General features: G+C 35.2%; 15 protein-coding genes. All 15 read right to left on the reverse strand.

What is annotated here, in order from left to right:
- Positions 1-136: 136 nt before the first annotated feature.
- The 15 genes from F0527_RS09340 to F0527_RS09405 all read right to left on the reverse strand — a co-directional run bounded on the left by F0527_RS09340 (position 137) and on the right by F0527_RS09405 (position 16,863).
- Complete coding sequence (locus F0527_RS09340) at positions 137-529, reverse strand: hypothetical protein (RefSeq protein ID WP_223823550.1); 393 nt, start codon at positions 527-529, stop codon at positions 137-139.
- Between the two features lie 274 nt (positions 530-803).
- Positions 804-1,046 (reverse strand): Imm59 family immunity protein, encoded by a 243-nt coding sequence (locus F0527_RS17430; protein ID WP_190323431.1) that lies wholly within the window; start codon positions 1,044-1,046, stop codon positions 804-806.
- A 945-nt stretch (positions 1,047-1,991) separates the two neighbouring features.
- On the reverse strand, positions 1,992-2,372 hold the full coding sequence (locus F0527_RS09345) for a hypothetical protein (RefSeq protein ID WP_150284630.1): 381 nt from the start codon (positions 2,370-2,372) through the stop codon (positions 1,992-1,994).
- Positions 2,373-2,472: 100 nt separating this feature from the next.
- Positions 2,473-2,709, reverse strand: coding sequence for a hypothetical protein (locus tag F0527_RS09350; RefSeq protein WP_150284631.1), 237 nt, complete (start codon positions 2,707-2,709; stop codon positions 2,473-2,475).
- An 11-nt stretch (positions 2,710-2,720) separates the two neighbouring features.
- Positions 2,721-4,682 carry a pre-toxin TG domain-containing protein gene (locus F0527_RS09355; protein WP_150284632.1) on the reverse strand — a complete coding sequence of 654 codons (1,962 nt, stop codon included), beginning with the start codon at positions 4,680-4,682 and terminating at the stop codon, positions 2,721-2,723.
- The gene (locus tag F0527_RS09360; RefSeq protein WP_150284633.1) at positions 4,679-4,990 is read right to left on the reverse strand and encodes a hypothetical protein; all 312 of its coding nucleotides are present in this window, start codon (positions 4,988-4,990) and stop codon (positions 4,679-4,681) included. Before F0527_RS09360 ends, F0527_RS09355 begins: the two co-directional genes overlap by 4 nt.
- Positions 4,987-5,655, reverse strand: a complete 669-nt coding sequence (locus F0527_RS09365; RefSeq protein WP_150284634.1) for a DUF5081 family protein — start codon at positions 5,653-5,655, stop codon at positions 4,987-4,989. Before F0527_RS09365 ends, F0527_RS09360 begins: the two co-directional genes overlap by 4 nt.
- Entirely contained in the window at positions 5,652-5,957 is a 306-nt protein-coding gene (locus F0527_RS09370) for a WXG100 family type VII secretion target (protein ID WP_150284635.1), read from the reverse strand. Before F0527_RS09370 ends, F0527_RS09365 begins: the two co-directional genes overlap by 4 nt.
- A gap of 13 nt (positions 5,958-5,970) precedes the next feature.
- Positions 5,971-6,378 carry a hypothetical protein gene (locus tag F0527_RS09375; RefSeq protein ID WP_150284636.1) on the reverse strand — a complete coding sequence of 136 codons (408 nt, stop codon included), beginning with the start codon at positions 6,376-6,378 and terminating at the stop codon, positions 5,971-5,973.
- A 1-nt stretch (position 6,379) separates the two neighbouring features.
- A complete protein-coding gene (gene essC / locus F0527_RS09380) occupies positions 6,380-10,840 on the reverse strand; it encodes a type VII secretion protein EssC (RefSeq protein WP_150284637.1) in 4,461 nt (1,486 codons plus the stop codon).
- A 12-nt stretch (positions 10,841-10,852) separates the two neighbouring features.
- A complete protein-coding gene (gene essB / locus F0527_RS09385) occupies positions 10,853-12,142 on the reverse strand; it encodes a type VII secretion protein EssB (RefSeq protein WP_150284638.1) in 1,290 nt (429 codons plus the stop codon).
- Positions 12,142-12,405: an EsaB/YukD family protein gene (locus F0527_RS09390; protein WP_150284639.1), complete on the reverse strand. Its 264-nt coding sequence runs from the start codon at positions 12,403-12,405 to the stop codon at positions 12,142-12,144. The genes essB and F0527_RS09390 overlap by 1 nt, the downstream gene beginning before the upstream one ends.
- Positions 12,395-12,868, reverse strand: a complete 474-nt coding sequence (gene essA, locus F0527_RS09395; RefSeq protein WP_150284640.1) for a type VII secretion protein EssA — start codon at positions 12,866-12,868, stop codon at positions 12,395-12,397. The genes F0527_RS09390 and essA overlap by 11 nt, the downstream gene beginning before the upstream one ends.
- Complete coding sequence (gene esaA / locus F0527_RS09400; protein WP_150284641.1) at positions 12,858-16,283, reverse strand: type VII secretion protein EsaA; 3,426 nt, start codon at positions 16,281-16,283, stop codon at positions 12,858-12,860. The genes essA and esaA overlap by 11 nt, the downstream gene beginning before the upstream one ends.
- 283 nt (positions 16,284-16,566) lie before the next feature.
- Complete coding sequence (locus tag F0527_RS09405) at positions 16,567-16,863, reverse strand: WXG100 family type VII secretion target (protein ID WP_147196775.1); 297 nt, start codon at positions 16,861-16,863, stop codon at positions 16,567-16,569.
- Positions 16,864-17,238 lie beyond the last annotated feature (375 nt).

Here is a 17,238-nt window from a genome sequence, read left to right on the forward strand (position 1 = left end):
TCCATAGGTATAATATAAATATTTTCTACCATATCAACATCTAACTCATATTCAAATCCATTATAAACTCCATATAATCCAAATCATTTTAACCACTACTCACTTAATTATTAACTTAAACAAAATTAGATACTCATCACATTAAATCAAGAGGATTAAACGGTTTCCTTTCTTCAATCAATGTTACATTACTTTTAGGAATCCACCCTAGCCATGTATCTCTATCTATTCTAGGCAAATTCAGCTTTATACCGATTAATAAATCACTAGTTTCAATTTGATATTGATATTCTCGTTCTTGGATCAGATTTACTTTCACATCATCAATTAAGCAATAAGAGAATATAGATTCACATTCTGATAGTTCCTGTGGTTCAACAATTTTCTTAAAAATTCCTCCTCGGTTAGTTTCCTTAAATGTTTGGTCAATTTTAGCTTTATCTTCAGTCATTATTAGAATGTTGTCATTCATATCAGCTATTATTTTATATTCCTTATTATTGTATTTTCCATATATGCCTCTTTTCAATATTCCTTCCCCCAAATCAAATACTTTACTAAATGATACTTACTGCAAATGTTAGCTTGTTTTTTGGATAATTTTAGAAATTAAGTATTTTTCTTTCCTCTTGTATTGTAATATTACTTGTTATCTACATCACATGGTAAGAGCCATCTTTGTTGGCAAATAGTTTATATTCTTTAACTAAGTTTTTGCAGTACCAACCAAACTTCAAATCTTTAATCATAAATCTATTTACCCCTTATATTTAAAGTTTCCCTAATATCCATTAACTTCTCCTTTATGGACTAAAGCTCAGATAATACGAAAAATTAACTTTAATAACCTTTGAATGATTTTTTTGGAGTAACCGGTTTAAAGATTCAAGTCTTGAAATAAAATTTTCAAGCGCCTCTTCTTCCAAATTAAAGGATTTAATCCCTGATATAGCACCTCTCTTAGAGGTAGCCAATACTTCATAGATATTATCTTTTTTTAATATTCCTACATGATTTGGTTCATAGTTAGGCTCTTCAAAAAACAAGTAATTTTATAATTTTTGGTCTTTTATTATATGTGCTACTTCTTCATATATCAAAATAACTCTCCCTACATTTATTATTGGTTTAAATTTCACTCTTATAAACAGATCTCTTGAAAATAAAAATATTAAGGATTACAAGTGAATTTAGTTATGAGTTTTTAAAACGATTTAATATAAATTCATAAAAATAATCAAATGCTTCATTTTCATCATTAAATTCCTTAATTATATAGTGACCTCCACGTTCAAAGTTTCGAAAATGTTCCATTTGCCATTATCATGTACACATCCTAACACTAAAGGCACATCCGTTATTTTAGTTAACATCATTAGATAATCCCCGGGTCTAATATTTTCCTTATGGATTCGCTCAATAAATTCTTCCTTAGTCAACTTATTCACCTCCCATTCCCTTATCGTCAATTCAATTAGAGGAGTTACAATATGGTCAATAGCATTCGTTTCACTATTACTATCATATTTAATTATTTCTTTTACCTTATGATTTACACACCTTAGGGGGTACTGCGGTATTGCTTTAACATTAATACTAGATTATAGATGAGATAATTACGCTAAATCAAAAGGATTAAACGGTCTCTTTTTTTCAACAAAGGTTACATCAAGCTTTGAAACCCAACCTTTCCATTCTTCTCTATCTACTCTCTGTAAATTCAATTGTGTACCAATTAGTAAATCGCTTGTCACGATTTGAAATTCATTTTCTCTCTCATTTGACTGTTATAAGTGTCTTTAAACGTACCATCTATTTTAGCTTTATTTTCGATATGATAATTATATCTTTTGTTACATGTCTTCAAAAATCATACTTAGAATATATTCTTCTATCAAAGTAACTTCACACTTTTTGATTACTAAGAAGCGCCAAAGAGCAATGAAGTGCTTTTGGCGCAAGATAGATTATTTACTATTCATTAATCAGTTTTAATTAGCAATGCTTTCAATTTCAAGTTTAAACCAGCGTTTTGTAGAATAAATAACTGTAATTACAATTCCAATCAATCCTATAAAACTTAAAGCAATTAAACTCGTAAAGCCACCTGCAAATACAATAATTAGTGAGATAACATATAGTAATAAAGCTGTATTATTTATTTTAATGTTTACTCTGCTGCCACTCTCTATTTGTTTTTCTTCACTCCCGAAAAACCATTGATTTGCTTTAACCTTTACTTTTCCTGCATCTGAAGATATTGAATACTCTTCATTGTTTTTTAACTTTTTAACCACTTGACTGTTTACTTTTAAAGATACAGGTGTTGCTCCACCCATAATGCCAGTGTTCCTTTTAACTTTAATATTCATTGTTCTCTCCCTCTACTTTACTTTGATTTATTTGTAAAAAATTATTATCTTCTTCGGATTTTTAATCATCTCAAAACGGAAGATGAAAAAAATATCTCTCTTAGCTATAGAATAAAATTGTCTCATAAAAAAAATCAAACGCATCATTTTCACTATTAAATTCTTCAATAATAAAATGCCCGGTACGTTCTTTCGTTTGATAAACTTTCCATTTATTATCCTCTAATACACACCCTAATACTAAAGGAGCGTCTGTTATTTTATCTAACACGATGAGGTATTCACCTGGTCTAATGTTTTCTTTTTTTATGCGTTCAATAAACTCGGCTTTTGTCACTTTTTCTCCTCCTAATATGCAGGTATGATTCCTATTTTCTCTAATATAGTGCCACTTAATGGTGTTACAATTTGGTCAGCACCTCCTTCCATTAATTTCTTACCAGTATTACTATTAATCCATGGTGCTGCGTTACCTTTTAATCCATATGTTACATCTAAATCTCCGAAAGAGTTTTTTAAATTTTCTATAGAATCTTTATAATAACTACTAATTATTTTAAAATCAGTAATAGTAAGTGGTAGTTTATCATTCATTTTCAAAATTTGATTTAAATCTTCTAAATTCCCATCTTTAATTGCATCTATTGCCTTAAAATATAAATCATTTTTAAATTGTCCTGTATGTCGAGCAGTAGGGTTATCCAAATAAGGTATAGCACGCTGGTCGTATGAATAAGGCACTCCATTTTTTGGTACTATAGTGAAATTTTCACCCCCTTTTCCGCCAATCCTATCCCATTGCTCTGGAAGTGGGTTACTTCTATTTATAGGTTGCATTGAGTCTTCGATAAAGCCCATTTTAGGCGGCCAATCAATAAGCATTCTACCTGTATCACTATCAAATGCTTCGTTCATTAAATATTTTGTGTTTGATACTACAGTAATATCACCTTTTGTATCTCCTAAAGCATCATAAGCCTTATGAATTCTCTGAAGCTTTTCCTCTTTAGTTAGATCATTTCTTTTTCCAATTTCATTTATATGATCAAAATATTCTCCAACATGTTCAAATTTAAGATTTTCATTTTTAACTGAGGTTATTTCTTTATCTGCTTTCATCCTAGCAACATAATCATCTGCCTTCTTCGAAACTTCACCTGTATTCTCACCCCGCTGAAGTCCTGCGACTACTTTCTCACCTGTTGTTGTCTGTACTGTCTTGATATGTACTGGCCGCAATGCTTCGTCGATGAATTTAGCTGATTTCTTGATGGTTGTTTCTCCTGCTTTGGATGTTACTGCTGCGTTCACTGGATGCTTCAGCATATATTTTAGCTGGTTGGCATGTTGTCTTCCCAGATGATTTGCATTTCGAATGGCGTTTGCTGCAGTTTGTTTTGTTTTTAATGCAAGATTGTCTACAGAATTTTTGATAGGCTTGGCAGCTTTATCCAGAGCTTTCGATGTTTTAACCACCACATTAGCAAGAGCGGGAACATTTTTGAGAGTCGTACGTATAGCCAGTCCGCCTGCTGCGGGAGCAATGGCAAAAACGCCTCGCATGATTCGTTCATCGTCCGAGAGCTTTCTTCCCGAAATCAGATCTTCCCCTATTATGGCTCCTCCCACATCAACAGCAGTGTAAATACCACCGGCTACTAGTCCTGCTGGGGGACAGACAATCGTCAAACCTATAACAAGTCCCGCAGCAATAAGGTTAAACCAAAATTCCTTCTTCTCTTGGCCTGCTCGTAAGCCTTCGTATTCGAAGGCTCCTGTATTAAGCGCCGCAGTACGATAATCTTCTTCTGAAACATCTTCTTGATCTTTATTTTGCAGTTTCCATTGATTGTATTCTTCTTTAAGATTTTCTGAATAAGTGGTGTCTGCTTCATATAAATCATCTATTGTAATGCTTGTTTTATCGGTTTTGAACAACCAGCCTTCTTCAACATGTATGGTGTTGGTTGTATTATAAGAAGAAATATTTAGATCAGCCATTGATTGAATATACCTGTCTATCGATCTATAGAAGGGATCATCTACCTTTTCATCAATTACTTTGCCAATTCCCTTAGCATAATCATATAACTTTTTATAATCTTGGCGAATGGGTTTCGCCTCTGGTTCATAGGTTTTGGGTTTAAAAGATATGGCATGATCTATATCCTTTTCTGATATTTCAGCTTTGGAGTCTTTGAATAGATCATCTGACTTTTCATATTTATTATCGTATTTGTGGGCTTCATTAACCTTTTCTAAAGCACTAGCAACTTTTGACCACTTGTCCGCTTCGTATAATAGCTTCACTCTTCGATCAGCCCCAGTCCTTTCGCTATTTCTGTGGCAAGGGCTTCATCTTCTTCTATCATGCTATTCATAATGCCGTTGACTACAGAGAAAGCACGGCTGTATAAATTGTTTAACTCCAGCATCCGATTATTCGCATCCGTATAGGAACCCATATTCTTTTTTGCCTTGCCATCTAGGTAGAATTGAATATTGTTCAAATTTTCGATAGCAGGTTTCATGTTGACCTCTAATTCTGTAATAATTTTTTCAATATATTTCAGAAAAGACACCATTTCGTCTACACTCATCTTTATTTCTTGACTCATTGGATGTGGGCCTCCTTATAAGGAAAACGATAAAAATCGTAAATTTTCTTCACAAGAAAATATTGGCTCAGCTGATAGACTATATTATTTTCGATATCAATACCTTGCAGCTGCCCATTATTTTCAAAAAACATCCATTGCTCAGCAGTTGAGGATTGTTCTTCATAATTAATAGTAAAGCATTCCAATTGAACAGTCGGGTTCCCTGATTCAAAGTATTCTTCAGTCTCTTCCATTTGAATTTGCCTCTTTAAATAGCTCGTATCCTCCTGTAAGGGTTCGCGATTAAAGAGTGGGTAGCCTTCCATAATTCTCTTTAGAAAAGCAATATCCTGGTGAACAAACAACTGGAGTTTCCCCTCTTCGAGCCATTTGATAGTAATGAGGTGCTCATCCTTGCCAAAGCCTGTCATCAGGTTATCAAGCCTTATATAACGGTCACTTGAAGCATATTGCTCTAACACCTTTACAAGAGTGAAGCCATCCTTCGTTAACTTACCTTCAACATCCATAATATTTTTATCAACAAGACCTTGTTTTGCCTCCTCAAAGCCTTGTTGATTTTTCATTACTAGCAATTGCCTATCCGGCAAGCCAAAAAGCATGCGGCAATCAAATGCAGAGGCAAGGAGTAATAATTCCTCTGCAGTAAATTTTGCTGTCATCCAATCCCCTCCACTTCAACAACAATGTCTTCTTGCATCAACTCATCCATATGTTTTTTTAATTTCTCTAGGGATTCCAGATTTTTTTGAGCTGCCCCACAAATGTCATCGTGATATTGGATGATGATATCCAAAAAAGCTGAGAATTCATCTTTGGCACGACCCGACCATTCTGAACCGCTTATTGTACTGGAAAAACCTTCAGCGCTTGCTTTTGCATCATAAAGTGCTCTTTTGATTACTTTTGCTTGAGCAATAGCTTCGTTTAATTGGCTGCCATTAATTTCAACATCTTGAGACATATTGACCCTCCTATTACTTTTTTTGTTTTTCTAGTTCTCTTTCTTTTTCTCTTCTCTCTCGTTCTCTTTCTCTTTCTCTCTCTTCATCTCCCAGCCTTTGATAATGTCCAGCTCGTTCATTGGCAATATTAATCGCTGAGGTATAGGATTTTTTTTCACCTTTTAACTCTTCCATTAGCTTTAGCATCTTTTGATCAACGAGTGATTGTTTTGTCTTATATAAACTTGCAGGAAATCCTTCGCTCTTTAAAGATGGATGTTCTTGCTGATAGGCATCTGTAGAACCCTCAATATCATCTATGCGGCTTTCCAACCTTTCCTTATCATTTGTTAGAGCCCGCGATAATTGACGATATTGTTTAGCTTTGATTTCATTTCCATTTAAGAACCAATTAAAGAAATTTAAATCTTCCCACGCCATATTACACCCCTACTTTCATTGTGGATAATAGTTTCACTTTCTCAACATGATTACCTTTTATCATATAGCCTTCTGAAGCATTCAACTCTTTTTCACGATATGGTCTTTGTACTTCTAAAACGGATTGATCATTTAATCGGACCATTGATAATGCTGTACTTAATTTCTTCAAAGCCGTTGAGGCTTCATCATAGCTTCTTGTCATTTGGCTATTCATACCGAAAATTAGATGCAGGCCGTAAGTAGCCCCTTCTGAGATAACCTTCGCTAATTGAGACTGCGATGTGGATGACAGTTGATTAATAATTGCCTCCATATCAGTAAACAACACAACAATAGGGCTTAGTTGTTGTACAAACGCTCTTAAAGAAGTAATGCCATTTTCTCTTTGTTCGATATAAGATTGTTGTCTCGCCTGCTGTGCTTCAAGTAATTGTTCAATTAATGCAACTACATCATCATTGTTTTGGACATATTGCGATTGGCCACTATGCAAGGAACTATAAGCGGCTGTTACTTGGTCGACTATTAATAGCTGAGGAACAATATTCGATTGATCCATTGCATATAAAATGGTTTCAAATGCTTGCATAAATCTTCTTTCAGTATCCGCAATAACGAGTAAATGCTGATGTGAGTTAAAGTCTATTGACACCGCTTCTACCTTTTCCATATCCACAGCAATTGGCCATTTATTATTTGCTAAAGCATCCTTAACAGACGGCAATGCACAGAAGAAATCTTCTGTTACGATTTCTGGTACCATTGGAATTGGTGCAGGCTTTTTACCATGCCACTGATTTTGAATCTCATCAATTGCCTTACGAAGGTTTTCAGCAATTTGTACATCATCCAAACCTTCTGCAGGTAGTGCTACTTGCATGAGTGTGACCTCATCTAATTTAATCAACGCACGGCCTGGCATCTCTTCAATGGATACATCTGCTTTCCCCATAATTCCTCTGCTTTCAGACTGATCAATCATATACAGTACGATTTGAGTTTTGATATTAATCAAGATTGGAGTACGAATAGCTAGTTGCCTACTTGCAGTTAGAATAAGGAAGATGCCTAGGCCTGCCCCATCTCGTGCAATGATAGTCATCAAACTATCAAAATCATCTTTTAATGGCGATTCATTTGCAGCATCCATTACATCTACGAAAATCAGAATATCAGGTAATTCTTCATGCGTTAATTCCTTATACATCGCAGCGTTTGAGACACCGATTTGATTTAAAAGCTTTTTACGTGCCTTGATAAGCTCTGACATGCGTTTCATCCATTTTTGCAGCTTCAATTCTTCATCTAAACGAATCATATCTGCTGTATGCGGTAGTTTACGAAGTGGCAGTAAACCATTTGTTCCAAAATCGAGTAAATAAAAATGGGCTTCTTCTGGTGTATAATTCTCCGCTATTTGCATGGCTATTGTTTGTAGCATAGTGCTCTTCCCATAGCCTGGGCTTGCAAAAATAGCGACATGACCATCTCGTGCAAAGTCCAGTGCAAATGGTATTTGCGATTGTTCATGAGGCAAGTCAATCATGCCAATTTTTGCTGTTAAACGTTGCTTTTCTTTCACTACATCGCCTAATTCATGTCGGCTAATTCTACCTTCTAGCGGTGGCAGCCAAGGTCTAGGCAGTGCTTGAATGCTCTGTACTATTGCAGCTTGATGAATTTCTTCAACTACTGCCTCTAATTCTGTGGATTGCCGTTTTGGTACGTCCTGTTGTGATAAGCCACTTAAATCCTCTGTTAACACCTCATACTGACCTAGCTCGTTAATTGTATAGATAGTAAAATCTTCTACATCCTCTGCTGTCTGGTTGCCTTTGTAGGTAGCTCCACTCCATGCACTTTGGAAAAGCTCGTAGATTTCATTGTTCCCTACCTGCAAGTAAGCTCGCCCTGGCTGTGTAATCTCAGCTGCATCTTTCGTTTTGAGGACTTCGTTTGAGTCGCTTTCATTTTGTACTTTAAGAGCGAGTTTAAATTTCGAGTTTGACCAAATTTGATCATCTACAACGCCGCTTGGCTTTTGAGTTGCTAAGATTAAATGAATACCAAGAGACCGTCCAATCCTCGCTGTTGATACTAGTTCTTTCATAAAATCAGGCTGTTCGGCTTTTAATTCTGCAAATTCGTCCGAAATAATGAAGAGTTCAGGCATTGGTTCCTGTACCTTATTTTCTTCATACAATTTTTGATACTGATGAATATGGTTAATCTCATGTTGACCAAAAATATGCTGGCGTTTTCGAAGCTCGGCTTTAATAGATGCTAACGCTCGCATAGATTGAGCACCATCTAGGTTAGTAATCACGCCAAGTAAATGCGGCAAATCTTTGAATAAATTTGCCATCCCCCCTCCTTTATAGTCGATTAATAAGAAACCGATATCATAAGGATGAAAGTTAGTTGCTAAAGATAAAATATATGACTGGATGATTTCCGATTTACCAGAACCTGTAGTACCTGCTACTAAACCATGCGGTCCATGTGCTTTTTCATGAAGGTTAAGATAAACCAAATCATCCTTTCCTCTAAGTCCAAGCGGTACAGCTAGACTTTTATATGGTTTATGTTTTTGCCAGCGTTCTAATACTTGCAAATCTTGAACTGTTTGCACACCGTACATTTCCATGTACGTTATACTCTCAGGAATACGATTTTCTAGACTTTGCAGATGTTCATAGCCTGCTAACCTTCTCGTCAACTCTTCAAGCAGACTATCTGAAACAACAGAATCCAATTCAAAGGACTGCTTTTTCAATTCATTATTTTGAATAAATAATTCCCCTGTCGTTGAATCTTTAACTCGTACAATTGTTGATACATACTCAGGTAGCGATTCTACAACATCTTGCACGTATACAACAGAAACACCCAGCTGACTGCAATCATCTTGAAGAATTTCCATTATGGTATGATCCATAATAATGGTTTCATCTGTAATCACTAAAACGATTTGTGGGATGAAAACTTTTGCTTCTCGGGTATTCTTCTTTTCTGTTTCCAATTTGCGTTCTTTTAACATTTGATAAAGTGAGTTCATTACTTGCTCTCTAGAACGTTCGTGATAAACAAATGTACGGACGTTTATATTTTGTAAGCTCGCATGTGGCAGCCAACGCATCCAATCCCATTCTTTCCTCTCTTGCTCTTTGAAGACCATCACAAACTGCAATTCATGATAGCTATGAAAGAATGCTAGTTGTGCTATCATTTGTTTCAGTTGCTGCAAGACAAGTGGACGTTTTCCGATATAACCTACTGCACCGCTTCTTAAATCAGCTATAACCGGTGCATCGTCAACATGATTATACTGACGTTCTAATTCAATGGCTTTTTCCATCAGCGGATCTTCTTCTAAAGTGAATTCTTCTACATTAATTTTGATGGGAAAGCTACCATCCACTGGTGCCTTACCTAAGCGATAGGATAAGAAATCATTATGAAATGGCGTTTTTTCATACATTCTTGCAGATTGCTCCTGCAACAGCTGTAATAGCTCAGGTATCTGTGGAAAATGATAGGTTAATGCATCCGCCTGCTCTTTTTGTGCAAGATATAATTCCTTCGATTTCTCTCGAAGATATGCATTGAATTTTTCATCTCGTTCTTTCATATCTTTTTTGTATTTTTTCACATTTCGTACATAAGAGGTAACCGAGAAAATGACAGTCACAATGGTCGCTGAAAGCATAACAACAATATAAATACCATAAGGCCTAAAGATGGATACCAAAATCATGGCAGCCAACATCACTAATGGCGGCACAATCAATCTTCCCAGCTGTTCGCTTGGTTTAGATGGCCTTGTTGGCGGATTGGCAATAATTTTTTCCTCATCAGGTTGGTGGTATCGGACACGCGGTGAACGATGATACGTATGTTTTACTACTGGATGTTTAATGGCCAGGCTTGGCAAATGAATCTTACAGCTGTTTTTCGGACTATACACGAATAACTGTGCATCCTGAATAGTGAATAAAATATCGGCAATTACTAACAGATCACCATCAAAAAATTGTCCTTCTTCTTTAGCATACATATTGACAATAAGCTTGCTATTAACAGCAAAGAAGGCATATTCCTGCTGCCCTGTTTTTTGGATAAATATTCTTCCTGGATTCTCCTTATGTAAATAAATTGAATCATCTTCCTCATTTCCGATTGTCCACTGTGTTATATCTAGTAAATCAAAACACATTTCTTCCATTTCATAGACAATAAGTGAGAGGGATCCAATCGTTTCGACTTGGTTAAAGTTTAGTAATCTATCATCTGCAGTTAACTCTCGGCCATCCCACTTGCAAATAATCTCGCTCTTTGCAGATGACATCGTAATAGTTGCTTTTGTATTTCCACCAATCGTGATTTCCTCTGGTTGAGATGCGAGGAATTCATATCGATGGAAGGAGTCTCCTTTAGATACCGTCAATATATATTTCATTTCCTTCACCTCCTATTCTTTGTCTGTTTTTTTATCTTGTTTTTCCTTGTTTTGCTTCTTTTGTTTTTCTACTTTCTGTTTTTCTTGTGCCTCTATTTGTTTTTGTTTTTCTTCAGCTGCTTTTTGCGTTTCAGATTCTTGAGCTTCTTGTGCAGCTGCTTCTTCTTCAGTTATTTCATTTAATAGAACTTCAAGATCTTTTAATTTATCCTCTTTTTCTGTTTGATTCATCTTTGTATTTTTTTTCAACTGATTTTCATACAAGATGATGCTGAACTTTTTCAAATCGTTTACATCTAAGCTTTTTGCAATCTTTAAGCTTCCATTAAAATCGTTTCTTGCTATATCAATCCAATAATTTAAAAGACGCTCATCTGAAATAGACGATATAGAATTTATTGCGTTTGTTTGTTTTTCTTCCTCTTGCAAACTAGTTTTAATACTAGAAATCGCATAAATCTTTTTTATACTTTTGGGTATATCCTCTATTTTTTGGTCTTTTAAAGATTCTTTTACATCTATATAATTTTCATTGATAAAGGATGCATTTGCTTGGTTGTACAGCTCTTCTGTTGGGATTTTAGAGCTAAAAGCATATAAAACAAGAGAAATTAACACAATACTAACAACACCTAAAGCAATCGTTGCAATTTTAAAACCTTTAAATTGAGCTTTTGATACTTTTTCAAACTTTAGAGCTGCTTTCTTATGTTCTTCCTCATAATATTTTTTTAATAATGCTTGCAGCTCTTCTACGTTCTGTGACTGATGGACAGCTTTTTCGAAGGATGTCTGCTTTGCTCGTTCATAAGCACCGTTCATAAGATCATCAAATTTAAATTCCTTAGAAAACGTAGCAATCGCTAGACATTTATAAGTCTTTAAAAACACTCCTTCTTCATGCTGGAATGGCGGAAGAATATTTTTTATGCCCCGATAGAGCATATAAGGCATTAAGTTGATATCAAAGACTAGATTATCCGGATGTAAAACGAGAGTTGTACGCCCGTTTAACATAGAGCTGAAACGCCCTATATTAAATAGCATGCGTAATTTGTGCTCTCGGTCTAATTGTTTTATCTGTTCAAAAAAACGCATATCTGTTAATAAGTAATGAAACTCTAAGTTCTCGTCTTGCACCTGAACATCAGCTTGTATAAAGTAATTTTTGTCTTGATTTAAAAGCTGTAATTCCTGTGTATTGCGAAGAGAGGTATCAGCTTGTGGCAAAGATAGAATTAGTCGGTCATCTTTCTTTTTTGCAGATAATTCGACCGCTCCTAAAATTAATTTGTCTTCCATTATGACTCCCCTTTTTTGTCTTGTTCGCTGTAGACGACCAGTAGTTCTCCATTGGATATTGAATAATCCATGAATCTGTCTTCAGGCATCATTGTTTTTTGTTTTAAAGGTAATTTAATAACGCTATTCAAATCAATTGAAGTATGCAAACTTGCGGCAAGAGCCTGCAATAATTGTTTGACAGTCATTTTTTGAGAAATGGCAATATCGTAGCTGCCGCCACCGCTCTGCATAAAGTCAATTGTGACGCGTTTATGATTCATCATGTGTTTCACCTACACTTAGCTTTTTAAGTAAAAGGAACAGTCCTGTACAAAAAAGACTGATAACCAGAGCAATAATAGTGACAAAGAGCCAGCTAATCGCTGGACTCTCTGCAGTTTCTTCTCGTTGTATATTACTCAGACTAATCGGCTGCTTGAATAATTGATCTGTTGAAGGTGTTTGTTGTTCCATAAAGTCATTTCGAAAAAGGGAATGTAACGTCTCTGATTTCTTATCTGTCTCTTTTTGTCTGATCTCTTTATCCAGTTGCAGACTTTCATCAGTAAATAAATCTTCCGTTCCTTCAACAGAATGATCGGTTGTGTCGACTTTTGTTTTGTTTTGATTGATGCGATGGATATCAATGTCTAACTGTCCATTCTTTTCATCAGCTTGGACAGATACTGCTTGCATGACCCAAGCGATCACAATTAACAGTAATATAATCCCCTTACGCTTCATACATCACTTCTTCTTTCGGAAGTCTAAATTTAAAAACAAATAGGTTTAATACAAAGAAAATCAAACCTAAAATAGCGATTATAGATATGGTTAAAAGACTGCTACTATTTGTATTTAAAATAGTTGAAATTGCTTTTTCTAAATAATGCAATGGTGATAGACGAGAAAATTGTTGAATAATATGGGATCTTTCAAAGTCAAAACCAAGCGCTTCAGTAAAGAATAGGTACATACTAATCACCAATAAGATAATAAACATACCAACCATTTTCCATTGGCGAAGTAAGTATGTTGCTGCAAGTACGAATAAAACCATACATAATGCTGTAAGCGCCATCCATATCGACGGTGAAACAATGGCTGACTTATTAATGCTTAGGGAAATCGCACCAACAACTAACCCTTCAATAGCAGCAATGACTGTTGTAAATAATGTGATTGGCAAATTGGTTGCAAATATACTTTGTTGTGCAGCGTCTTCAAAATCTGATTTCTTAAAGCTGAATCGTTTAAATCCAGCAATTACATATGCTGTAAACAAAGCTAAGAATGAAGAAATTATAAGTAAATAGAATGTAGAACGAGTATCTCGTGCATTTTTTATCGATGATTTTGACATATCAATAGGGCTTGATAAGAATGCATAGAGTGCTTCATTTGATTTATTACCAATTTTGCTATTCGCAAGGACATTGCTAAAGTTTGATGCATAATCATTATCATTTGATACCTTTTGAATAAGATTATTAGCTAACTGATCAGCTTTGTGAGCAATGTTTGTTCCACCTATTTTAATTTGCTCTGCTTTTTGATTTATGCCATCAAATGTATCATAAACAGTGCCAGCTTGAAGAGATGCTGCCTCTGCTCGACTAGCTACCGTGTCGCTTGCGGTTAATAAATCACTAAGACCCTCCTCCAATTCTATGCTTATTTTTCCTCCTTTTTCATTTTGCTCAGTTAACTTCGAGCCAGTATCAGCTAGATGACCACTTGCTTCTTTCCATTCTGCAGCAGTTGGTATTAGTGTATCAATATCAGCTACTTGTTGTTCTGCGACTTCTTTCGAATCATTTAGTTGTTGCGATAGGTTAGGTATCTTCTCTGCAATACCATTCAGTGCATCATTATAAGAAATGACTTGTTTATTAAGAGATTCCATATCATTCGTTAGTTTTGCAGTAGTACGGTCTATTAATGTTTGTTTAAGAGTAGAAATGATGAATTCCTTCATCCCTTTATTCGAAAGAGCATAATAAAGGGAATCAGCATTCGCACTACCTACTTGCTCAAATGAGGAGTGGCTTAATTGTGCAAATTGCTCTGGATTCGTTACATCGATACTATAATAAAGGTTCAATAATGCTTGTAAGCGCTGGTAATTCCAAATGGACATGACTAGTTGAGTCGGAATATCCTCCTGCGATGCAAGTATTGTTGTAACCTCATGGTGTATCGCATTATCGGTAATAGTTTTTGTTTCGGTACTCTTTGGTTTTTCAGGTGACTCTTTTTCGTCTGTATCGCCTGGTTTTGTGGATTGTTTCTCCTTAATCGTTGTATTTTCCGAAGAGTTTGATTGTACATTTGGATTCTTTTCCTCTGATTCCTTTGGTACGTTCGTTGACTCTTCATTTTTATCAGTTGTTTGATTAGATTCATTTGTCTTGCCAGTATCTTTATTATCTTCTGGTTTTTCGATAGTTGTCTCTTGGGCATCCTCTTCAATAATTGGTGCATCTTGCGAGGGAACAGGTGCCTCGTTTGTATTTAGTGAATTAGCTGGCAGTGACACACGTGTCACCATATTCTTCATCAATGCTGTATTTGTCTCTTCGCTATGGCTATTAATTGACCAAGACCAATGAACTGGAGCCAGAATATCTGTAGCGTAATCAGCTAAGACAAACGTTGCATATACTTTCATTTTTCCTTGCGGTACGGTGGGCAAATCAATTTTACCTGGTTGAATATTATTTAAAACGACGCCATTTGGCAGCATTAATACAATATTCTTTGTCACAAATCCGTTTGGAGCACTAATAGCGAATGTTCGGCTGCCAGCTTCTTGAGCAGGAATTTTTACTTCGTCAGCGATTACTGCCCCTTCGGTCGCAAGCTTTTGTTTCATTTGTTGCATATAATCATTAATAGATAACTGGCCATTTGAAATAATTGGATGCTTGTTTTCAACAGCATATTGTTTAGCTGCAGCCATGATCTTACGTAATTGATCTTTCGTTGTATCTGATACATCTAAATCTTTTAATTGCTCTTCGTCTAGGGAAGGTAGTTGATCAATGCTGTTTAAAATATTTTTTTCAATCGTGCCCTTGGGAACAGAGAAAAGAGCATTCAATTTTGCTTCATTTTTTGGATCTGATAAAGAATCGTTTAATGATTCATTAATTAAATCTGAAGCTTCTTTCGATAAATCATTATAAATTCGTTCCTTTAAAGTTACAGTTGAGCGAGATATTTCATCTCTTGTAGAATTTAAAGATGTTTGAATCTCTGTTAGTAAACCTGTATCCGCTGCAAATGATTCGTTTAATTGTTTTTGTTGGTCTTTGATATATTCTAATGTTTCCTCAGTATTGCCGGCCATTAAAGAATCATTGTTTTCGGTAATTTTGCTTATAAGCGAATTAAGTCCATCATTTCCATCCGTTATATACTGTTGCATCGTTGTCATCGTATTCGTTAATCCTGAAGTACCATTGACACTTTTTTGAGCTTCTTGTGCAAAGTTGTTTAACCCTTTGTTCAGTTTTACAAATGAGTTTCTTGTTCCATTCGTGCTGTCTTCAATTTGCGTTAAGGTAGAAGAATATTCTCTTAATGGATCATGGATATCTGAGGTGTAAGTTGCTGCTAGTTGGTCTTGCTTTTTCACAATGCCTTTTACATTATTTTGAGCAGATTGCAGGTTCCCTATCACGCTTGCAAAAAAGACATCAATTACTTTTTGATTAAATGAGTTTAATAAGTCACCTGATATTTTTTGAGCCTGTGCTTTTGTAATTTCATTATCAGATTCGTTTAGTTTGTAGGAAAGCTCTATTGGCTCAGGGCTTACCTTGTCGATTGAAAGTGCTCTTTTTGTAAAATCATTTGGAATGGTAATTGCCATATTATAACGCTTATCTGCAATGCCATCCTCTGCTTCTGCTGTATCTACTAAATGGAAACGATGTGAATCGTCATTTTCCAAACTCTTTTTAAATTCTTCTCCAAAGTTATATTTCTTCCCATTATAGTCTACAGGTTCATCCAGATTAACAATTGCGACATCCATTTTAAAATCTGCTTTTTCAGTTCTTTCTTTTGTTGCCGATTGAAATGGTATGTATGCAATGATTGCCGCTAAAAGGAGAGCTAAAACAATAAAAAATGGCAACCGATATTTCTTCATTTCTACACCTCATTATTTTTCATCTAAAGAGCAATAGGACCGTCGAAAGTTTTCAACGGCCCTCAAGCTAGTAGGTTTGCTACTAATTTATTTCGTTTATACCAGTGAACCATCGTTGAATAAAATGACACCTCACTCAGCAGTCGTTTCTACGCAGCTGAGCATTATTCCGTTCGCAAACATTCCGATCTTGCTAAATATTTGTTCTCCGGGCAGTTAACCCTCACTTTTGTTGTTTCGTTAGAGTTGAAGGTAAGACTGCAAAATGCTGGATAACGAATTTTTATTGTAATCCGAAGTTTTTAGAAAGTTGTACATCATGTTGTTCTACAGCATCTGCTGTTTGGTCAAGTTGATCTTTGATTTGATTAAGTAGTTGTGCAAAGTTCTTAACCTTTGGTTTCAGTTGTTCGAATTGGTCGTCAAATCGTTCGAATGCTTTACCTTCCCATTCAGAACGTAATTGTTCTTGAAGGTTTGATAACTCATCTAATATTGTTCTAATTTGATCACTGCTTGACCCATATTTTGTAGCTTTACTTTTTAGTTCTTGGGGGGTCATACGAATTTGTCCTGACATTCTCAACAGCTCCTTATTTCTTAAAATTTCCTCCATACTTAGCAAATGGAAAATTGATTACTATAAAAATTTTATTTGACAAGGTCACTATGGTCAACATAAATTATATCAATATACTTATTATCTTGAATGTGAGATAACATATTCCTTATGTATGAAACCAGGTATATCAAGAGATTTTTTCCAAAATGGTAAATAATACTCACATTAATCCAAAAGTACCTTTTTTTCTCGCCACCCTCTTTAAAGGGCTAACTATCGGACATTTTCTTTAAATTAAATAGGCAAAAATACTTAAATTTATCTTACATATTAGAAAATATCTTCTCAATCTATATAATAATCCAAGTACATTTGCTCCATAAATCATCTTAG

The organism is Rummeliibacillus sp. TYF-LIM-RU47 (assembly GCF_008638315.1).
GTDB lineage: Bacteria > Bacillota > Bacilli > Bacillales_A > Planococcaceae > Rummeliibacillus > Rummeliibacillus stabekisii.

What these genes read in the sequence shown, in the direction of transcription:
- F0527_RS09345 (WP_150284630.1), bottom strand. Translation starts at nt 2,372, where the DNA reads ATGAATATTAAAGTTAAAAGGAACACTGGCATTATGGGTGGAGCAACA.
- F0527_RS09360 (WP_150284633.1), bottom strand. Translation starts at nt 4,990, where the DNA reads ATGAGTCAAGAAATAAAGATGAGTGTAGACGAAATGGTGTCTTTTCTG.
- F0527_RS09365 (WP_150284634.1), bottom strand. Translation starts at nt 5,655, where the DNA reads ATGACAGCAAAATTTACTGCAGAGGAATTATTACTCCTTGCCTCTGCA.
- F0527_RS09370 (WP_150284635.1), bottom strand. Translation starts at nt 5,957, where the DNA reads ATGTCTCAAGATGTTGAAATTAATGGCAGCCAATTAAACGAAGCTATT.
- F0527_RS09375 (WP_150284636.1), bottom strand. Translation starts at nt 6,378, where the DNA reads ATGGCGTGGGAAGATTTAAATTTCTTTAATTGGTTCTTAAATGGAAAT.
- essC (WP_150284637.1), bottom strand. Translation starts at nt 10,840, where the DNA reads ATGAAATATATATTGACGGTATCTAAAGGAGACTCCTTCCATCGATAT.
- essB (WP_150284638.1), bottom strand. Translation starts at nt 12,142, where the DNA reads ATGGAAGACAAATTAATTTTAGGAGCGGTCGAATTATCTGCAAAAAAG.
- F0527_RS09390 (WP_150284639.1), bottom strand. Translation starts at nt 12,405, where the DNA reads ATGAATCATAAACGCGTCACAATTGACTTTATGCAGAGCGGTGGCGGC.
- essA (WP_150284640.1), bottom strand. Translation starts at nt 12,868, where the DNA reads ATGAAGCGTAAGGGGATTATATTACTGTTAATTGTGATCGCTTGGGTC.
- esaA (WP_150284641.1), bottom strand. Translation starts at nt 16,283, where the DNA reads ATGAAGAAATATCGGTTGCCATTTTTTATTGTTTTAGCTCTCCTTTTA.
- F0527_RS09405 (WP_147196775.1), bottom strand. Translation starts at nt 16,863, where the DNA reads ATGTCAGGACAAATTCGTATGACCCCCCAAGAACTAAAAAGTAAAGCT.